Source organism: Streptomyces sp. NPDC127119, from assembly GCF_042677425.1.
Classification (GTDB): Bacteria; Actinomycetota; Actinomycetes; order Streptomycetales; family Streptomycetaceae; genus Streptomyces.
On the sequence record NZ_JBHXTO010000252.1, the window covers coordinates 1 to 7,513 of the forward strand.

The window sequence follows — 7,513 nt, forward strand, 5'->3', positions numbered from 1 at the left end:
GTTTCGGCGCCGTACCCCGGCGGGGGGGTGCCGGCCGCGTCCCGGTGGCACCCCCCGTCCGGGTCATGGGCGTCGCGCGTGGGCGAAGCCCCGTCGGTGCCAGAGCAGGCCGCCCGAGTGCGTGGGCTCGCCGCGCACAGCGGTCACCCGTCCCACGAGGATCGTGTGGTCGCCTCCTTCCAGGACGTCGTGGCGGACACAGTGGAGCGTGAGTGAGGCGTCCCTGATGACGGGGGCCCGGTGGGAATCGGCGGCCAGGGGGACGCCGTCGAAGCGGTGTTCGGCCGGCCGCATGAAGCGTTTGACGAGGTGTTCCTCGCCCGGGCCGAGGAGGTGCACGGCGAAGTCCTCGGCGCCGGTGAGCGTGTCGTGCGAACGGGAGTTGCGGTCGAGGCAGACGAGGAACAGCGGCGGGGTGAGGGACAGTGAGCTGACGGCGCTGGCCGTCAGGCCGCGCGGCCGGCCCAGGTCGTCGTAGCAGGTCACGAGGGTGACGGGGGCGGCCAGCGCGGACATCGCGGCGCGGAAGGCATCGGCGAGGTCCTGGACCGGCTGAGCCGCCGTCGCGGACGAGGACGTGCTGGACGAGGACGTAACGGGCGAGGACGTGCCGGGCGGGGTCTGGGATTCGAGCAGTGTCGAACTCATCGGGCCACCTCCAGAGGCCGGGCCGATCCTTGAAGCCAGTGGCCCTCGGGGCGGCCGGAGAACCCGTCCCGGATGTCCCAGACGACATGGCCGCCCTTCACCGTCGTCGTGAAGCGTCCGGTGAAGGTCCAGCCCTCGTACGCGGACCAGCCGCACAGCGCCTGGACGTCGTGGGCGGAGAACTGCCAGCGGTCGGACGGGTTCAGCAGGGTCAGGTCCGCGTCCGCACCGGCTTCGAGCCGGCCCTTGCCGACCAGGTCGAAGAGCCGGGCAGGTCCCTCGCCCATGAGCCGGGCCAGGTGCGCGGCAGCCTCGTCCGGAGCGATGTCCCGGGTCCGCAGGCCGGTCCAGACGGCCGTGGCCAGTTCCTGGACGCCGGGCAGACCGGGTGGTGCGTCGGCCGGCGGACGGTTCTTCTCCTCCACGGTGTGCGGGGCGTGGTCGCTGCCCAGGGTGGCGACCTCGCCGCGCAGCACGGCCTGCCACAGCCGCTTCTGGTCACGGCACTCGCGGATGGCGGGGGAGAGCCGGGTCCGCGGGCCGCGCCTGGTGGTGTCGTCGTGGGTGAACGAGAGGTGATGGCCGGTCACTTCGTAGGTGAGCGGCAGCCCTTCGGCGGCTGCGGCCGACAGCAGATCGGCCTCCTCCGCCGACGACACATGCAGGATGTGCGTCTTCGTCCCGTACTCGCGCACCAGGCGCACCACATGGGCGACGGCGACGATCCCACCGGACCGCGGCCGGTGCGGCTCGTATCCGCCGTACGTGTCCGGGGCGCCCGAACTCGCGTCGAGCAGGTCGAAGACGTGCTGGTCCTCGGCGTGCAGGACGAGCCGGACACCACCGCGGGCGGCGGCGGCGAAGGCCCGCCGCAGCTGCTCGCCGTCGCGGAACACGACCGGGGCCGTGTGATGTCCCGCCATGAACACCTTCGCCGAGCAGGCTATGCGCGGGTCCAGCTCGGCCAGCAGCTCGGGATGGTCGGGGTCGGCGCCCATGTGGAAGCGGTAGTCGATCCACGAAGTGCCCTGGATCACCGCGGCCTTGGCGAGCATGCTGCTCTCGTCCAGGGACGGCGGACGGGTGTTGGGCATGTCCATCACGGTCGTCACACCGCCGACGAGGGCGGCCCGGCTGCCGTGCTCCCAGTCCTCCTTGTACTCCAGACCGGGTGTGCGGAAGTGGACGTGGGAGTCGATCAGACCCGGCAGCACGTAACGGCCGGCGGCGTCGAGGCGCGGGCCCGGCGGCAGGGGCTCGCCCGGCGCGAGGAGGGCCGCTACCCGGCCGTCCCGGACGACCACCGTTCCGTCGCGGACACCGTCCGGGGTGACGAGGCGGCCCCCTTCGACGATCAGATCGGCGGGCGGGCCGACGGGCGGGCCCGCGGGAGTGGCGCCGGGCGGACCGGCGGAGAAGGCGGCGGGCAGACCGGCGGAAGGATCGGCCGATCGGGGCTTCAACGGTTCCACGTCAGACTCACCAGTTCCTTGCAGAGGTCGTTGGTCGGTCCCATCAGGGCGACGGCACGGGCGTCGCGGCCGTAGCGGTTGATCTCGTTCGAAGCGACATAGCCGGCCGAGCCCAGCAGCCGCTCGACGGCGTTGATGACGCGCTCGGCCGCCGAGGAGGCGACGAGCTTGGAGTGGAGCGTGGCGATCCCCGGGTCGTCGGCGGTCCGGCGGCCGGCCCGTTCGACGACCGCGCGGGCGGTCTCGACCTCGCCCGCGATGTCCACCAGCCGGTGCCGGACGGCCTGTTGGGCCAGCAGCCCGCGCTTCTCGGCGTGCCGGTGGGCGAGTTCGAGGGCCGCCTCGGCCAGGCCGACGGACACGGCACCGAGCGTGGCACCGCTGTCCCGGACCCCGGCGATGATCGAGGCGGCGGCGCCGACCGGGCCGAGCCGGGCGGTGTCGGGTACGTGGCAGTCGTGCACGGAGACGAAACCGGTCGCCGAACCGCGCATGCCGGTCAGCCGCATCGAGGTGTCGGGTTCCAGGCCGGGCGCGTCCGCCGGTATGAGGAAGAAGGTCTGACCGGCGGAGCCGTAGCCGGTGTCCGGGGCGGCGTCCGGCTCGGGCTCCTCCGTCTGCGCCAGCACCAGGTAGATGTCGGCCAGTCCGGCACTGGTGGTGAAGGACTTGGCACCGTCCAGGACCCAGCCCCCGTCGGGTGTGCGGCGGGCGACGGTGGACAGCTGCTTCTTGTTCGCGCCCGCTCCCGTCTCGCTCCAGGCGGAGGCGGCGAGCCAGTCACCGCGGGCGAGTTGGGGCAGCAGCCGGCGCCGCAGGGCCGGGCTGCCGTGTTCGAGGATGCGCCTGCTGACCGCGTAGTGCTGGAACAGCATGATCGAGGCGGAGGCGTTGACCTGCGCCACCTGTGCGACCGCCGAGTTGAGGCCGTGCGCGTCGGCGCCGGTGCCGCCGTACTCGTACGGCAGGGCCAGTCCGAGCAGTCCGGTCTCGCGGAGCAGGGCCAGCGCGGGCCGGTCGGGTTCGCCGCTCGCGTCGGCGTCGCGGGCGGCGGCGGCGAGGCGTTCACGCATCGACGCGGTCAGACCGGTGGACGGGCCGGCGGAAGGTTCGGTGGACGGTCCGGCGGACAGCTCGCCGGCCGACTCGGGGAGCGGTACGTCGGTCTCGGTCAGTGCCCGGGCTTCGGGCACGGTCAGGCTGTCAGCGGAAGCCATGACAACTCCTCGGAGGTGGGGGCGGGCAGGAAGAGACCGGCGTAGTCGACCTGCTTCTCCGCGACGGAGATCCAGGCGAGCCGGCGGTCGCCGGGGCCGCCCGCGATACGGGCCGAGGCGCGGACCGTGGCGCCCGGTGTGCGCAGGGAGAGCAGGTCGCTGTCCGGCTGCTCCGAGACACCGGACAGCAGGTAGGGGATCGTGCCCTCCACGGCGGCGCCCGCCGCGAGGCAGGTGGCCCCGGTGAGCGCCACCGTCGGATGCCAGGACGGTACGGAGATGGCGCGGACCGCGAGGGCGCCCGGACCGTCCGGGAGCAGCGCGGCCACCTTGGGGAAGGCGCCGGTGGTGTCCCAGCCCAGCGTCCGGCAGACCGCGAGGCGCAGCCTGGTCATCCGGTCGAAGAGCACGAGGTCGTCGGCGAACAGGCCCTCGACCGTGTGGACGCCGAGTTCGGCGGCGTGCACGAAGAGATACGGATTGCCCATGGAGACCAGCGAGACCGGAACCGTACGCCCCTCGAAGGGGATGCCGGTGACGGGCTCACCGGTGATCAGGAGGTCGTTCACCGGCCGCGGCGGCGAGCAGAGGAAGTGGGCCGTGAAACGGGTGCCCCCGTCGTCGGTCTCCTCCGCCTCGCACACCACGTTGTCCCCGTTGTTGAGGACGTTGACCCGGACCCGGCAGCCGGCCACGAGGGGCTGGATCATGCCGGTACGGGCCGCCGCCTCGACCGCCGCCAGGATGGAGTGGCCGCAGGAGCCGCGCAGGTCGAAGCTGTCGAAACTGTCCGGCATCGACTGGACGAAGCGGTAGTCCAGGTCGAACAGGGGATGCCGGGAGGGCTGCACGAGGGCGTTCTTCAGGACGTCCGCGGCTCCCTGGTCGGCCAGGGCCGACCGTAACTCGGAGAGCCGGGCGAGGAGTTCGGGTTCCGAGTCGGGCAGGGTGCGCGCGTCCATCACGGCGGTGGGGCAGGGGGTGCCGTGCGCACGGGCGAGGCTGACAGTCACGCCGCCTCCTGGAGGACTCGGACCGGAGTGTGGAGCGTGACCGGGGCCTGGGCCGTGGCGAAGAACTCCTGGCGCCACAGCTGGTGCGACATCAGGGACCACAGGGCCAGGGAGACGGCGTCGCTGGGGCGGGTGGCCTGCTCGTCGAAGAGGGCGTCGACCCGCTCGGGGCGGATCCGGCCGTCGGCGCGCAGGGTGTGGGGAGACAGGACGTCCCGGGCGAGGGTCCACAGCCGCTGGCCGGGTGTGAGCATCGCGGTGACCGGGAGGGTGAAGGGCTGCTTGGGCCGCTCCAGCACACTGCGCGGGATCAGCCCCTGCGCGGCCTGGTACAGGGCCCGCTTCACCCCCAGACCCGGTACGAGCCGCTGCTCGTCGGTGAGGGTGGACGCGAAGCGCACGACGGACGGCTGGGTGAACGGCAGCCGCACCTCGACCGAGCTGGCCATCGACAGATGGTCGACGCGCCGCAGGTGGTAGGCGGGGAGCCGGTAGCGCTGCTCCACCGCGCCGATGCGCTGCAGCCGGGTGCCGGGGCTGCTGTGCAGGATCCGCCGGATGCCGGGCGGCAGGGCGGGACCGACCGCGTTCACGGCGATGGCGTACTCGTCGGTGTACAGGCTTTGGCGCAGGGCCCGCGGGACGGCGGCGAGATGGTCGAGGTAGCCGTCGATCCAGTTCGCACCGTGGTGTGCGGCGACCGCCTGGGTCATCCGGGAGTAGCCGCTGAACAGTTCGTCGGCCGCGTCGCCGGTGAGGGCGACCTTGAAGCCGGCGTCACGGACCGCGCGGAAGAGGGAGAAGGTGGACAGGGTGATGGGGTCGGCGTTGGGCTGCCCCAGGTGGCGTACGACGTCGGTCATGAGGTCCGGGAAGGTGGCCGGATCGACCTCGACCTGGTGGTGGGTGGTGCCCGCGGCGCGGGCGACCTCGGCGGCGTAGGCGCGTTCGTCGCTGGGCCAGGTGCCGGTGTAGGCGATGTTGAAGGTGTGCAGGCTGCCGGAGCCGCCGCTGTCGCGCAGTGCCTGCGCGGCGAGTGCGGTGACGAGGCTGGAGTCGAGCCCGCCGGAGGTGACCGCGGCGACGGGGGCGTCCGCGATCAGGAGCCGGGACACCTCCTCCGACAGCAGGTCGCGCAGCTGGTCGCCCGCCTCGGTGAGGGTGCGGTCCTTGTCGGGGCGCAGGCCCTGCTCGTGGGCCATCGGACGCTGCTTGATCCGCAGTCCGTCCCGGTGGCTGAGGAGGACGGTGGCGGCCGGCGGGAACACCTGGATGCCGCGGAACATGGTGCGGTTGCCGAACGGCGTCTTGGAGGTGAGGTAGGCGTCGAGACCCGCCTCGTCCTCCTCGGCCTTCACCCCGGCGAAGCCCAGCAGCGCGGGGAGTTCGGAGGCGAAGTGGAAGCGGCCCGCGGCGCGGTCCCAGTGGTAGTAGAGCGGCTTCATGCCCGAGTCGTCGGTGGCCAGCACCATGCGGGGGGTCTCCCGCAGGTCCATGACCGCCACCGAGTACATGCCGTCCAGGTGCTCGGCGAACCGGTCCCCGTAGGTGATGTACAGCGCGGGCAGGATCGAGCCGTCGCACAGGTCGTCGAAGTGGAAGCCGAGGCCGGCCAGACGCGAACGCAGCTCGCCGTGGTTGTAGATCTCACCGTTGAAGACCACGGTGACCCGGCCGAGGTGGTAGGGCTGGGCGCCCCCCTCGGGGTCCATGATCGACAGGCGGTTGTTGCCCAGGGCCCAGTCGGGCCGGTGCGCGACACCCTGGGCGTCGGGACCGCCGTGGTGCATCAGGTCGGCGACGCGGCGCAGTTCGGCCTCGTCGGAATGGACGTTGAAGGTTCCGTATATGCGGCACACGCTGCGTTCACCTGACCTGTGAGGAGTAGCCGGCGGCGGAGTAGAGCGCCGGGTCGTAGGGGCTGGGCCCGCCGCAGGTCACGAAGCGGCGGGCGGTGGGACCTGTGTGCGGGTTGCGGGCGCCGTGCAGCACGCCGGGCGACGCGTACAGGACGTCACCGGCGCTCACGTCGATCCAGCGGTCGCGCAGATACATCTGGCCGACGCCCTCGAAGGCGATGAACGCCTCGTCGCTGTCGGGGTGGAGATGGACGTTGAAGGTCTCGCCGGGCTGCTGGATGCCGCAGTGCAGACACAGCCGGCTGCTGCCGTTGCCGGGCCAGAAGACGAAGTTCATGGTGGCCCGGCGCTCGGCCGCGTCCACCTGCCCGGTGCCGCCGAAGCCGCGGAGCTGGGTGGTCTCGTCCCACAGGGAGGAGTGCAGGACCGGCTCGCTCCCGACGGGGGCGTTCGCGAGCGGGGTGCGCCACACGTAGGCGGTCAGACCCCTGCCGTCCGCGGTCAGGGTGAGGGCGCGGCCGGTGGGGGCGTAGGCGGCGGATCCGCGCTCGACGGGGGATTCGAGCTCACCGACGGCCGCGGTGCCCGTCCCCGAGAAGACGACGACCGTGTTCTCCTCGGCCGCGCTGTGCTCGGGGGAGTACGACTCGCCGGCGGCTATCCGGACGACGTGGAGGGTGACATGGGTGGCGCCCGCCGCCGGGCTGACGGGGGTGGCGACCGTGGTGCGGGCGGCGGGGTCGGCGCCGGCGACGGGCCGGAACTCGAACTCGGCCGCGGTGATGATGCGGGCGTCACCGAGGGCGGTGGCCGGATGGGGTGCGGGTGCGGTGGATGGGGGCATTCCGGTGGCTGCTTCCTGTGTACGAAGGCCGGTGCGGTGGCGTCGGCCCGCTGGTGCGGTGGGGGAATCGGGGGCGAGACGGGGGAGGTGGGGGAGACAGGAGATACGGGAGAGGCGAGTGGGTGGGGTCACAGGGGCCGGAGGGGCTTCTGTGGCTCCTTTTCTCTTGCTCCTGAAGGTTCGCGCGGCGGGTTCCCGGTCGTGTCCCGCGTCGCTCCCGGCGCACGGAGCGGGCGCGGGAACCGGGTGGGTGCGTGCCTGGCGGGGACCGGACGGGGCTGTGACCCGTAAGGGGCACGGGGAACGGCGCACTCTGTTGCCTTGAGGGGCGCGGGGAACGGCGCGGCTCGCCCCACGTACCGGGCGCCGGCCCTCGGGGCCGGGACACGCGGGCAGCGGGCATCAAGCAGCCGGCCACACGCGAACGCCGCACGGCGCGCCCCCTGAGCAGGGGGCGCGC

The 7,513-nt window shown here is 72.8% G+C and carries 6 protein-coding genes; all 6 read right to left on the reverse strand.

From position 1 onward, the window contains the following. Window positions 1-63: 63 nt before the first annotated feature. From ACFVH5_RS43215 to ACFVH5_RS43240, 6 genes are read right to left on the reverse strand one after another with little or no spacing between them, the layout of a single operon-like run. Complete coding sequence (locus ACFVH5_RS43215; RefSeq protein ID WP_385839170.1) at window positions 64-648, reverse strand: flavin reductase family protein; 585 nt, start codon at window positions 646-648, stop codon at window positions 64-66. Continuing rightward, window positions 645-2,120 carry a dihydroorotase family protein gene (locus ACFVH5_RS43220; protein WP_385839171.1) on the reverse strand — a complete coding sequence of 492 codons (1,476 nt, stop codon included), beginning with the start codon at window positions 2,118-2,120 and terminating at the stop codon, window positions 645-647. Before ACFVH5_RS43220 ends, ACFVH5_RS43215 begins: the two co-directional genes overlap by 4 nt. After that, the gene (locus ACFVH5_RS43225) at window positions 2,108-3,337 is read right to left on the reverse strand and encodes an acyl-CoA dehydrogenase family protein (RefSeq protein WP_385839173.1); all 1,230 of its coding nucleotides are present in this window, start codon (window positions 3,335-3,337) and stop codon (window positions 2,108-2,110) included. The genes ACFVH5_RS43220 and ACFVH5_RS43225 overlap by 13 nt, the downstream gene beginning before the upstream one ends. Then, a complete protein-coding gene (locus tag ACFVH5_RS43230; protein WP_385839174.1) occupies window positions 3,316-4,350 on the reverse strand; it encodes a PrpF domain-containing protein in 1,035 nt (344 codons plus the stop codon). Before ACFVH5_RS43230 ends, ACFVH5_RS43225 begins: the two co-directional genes overlap by 22 nt. After that, window positions 4,347-6,209 (reverse strand): asparagine synthase (glutamine-hydrolyzing), encoded by a 1,863-nt coding sequence (asnB, locus tag ACFVH5_RS43235; protein ID WP_385839175.1) that lies wholly within the window; start codon window positions 6,207-6,209, stop codon window positions 4,347-4,349. Before asnB ends, ACFVH5_RS43230 begins: the two co-directional genes overlap by 4 nt. A gap of 7 nt (window positions 6,210-6,216) precedes the next feature. Further along, on the reverse strand, window positions 6,217-7,053 hold the full coding sequence (locus ACFVH5_RS43240) for a cupin domain-containing protein (RefSeq protein ID WP_385839176.1): 837 nt from the start codon (window positions 7,051-7,053) through the stop codon (window positions 6,217-6,219). Window positions 7,054-7,513 lie beyond the last annotated feature (460 nt).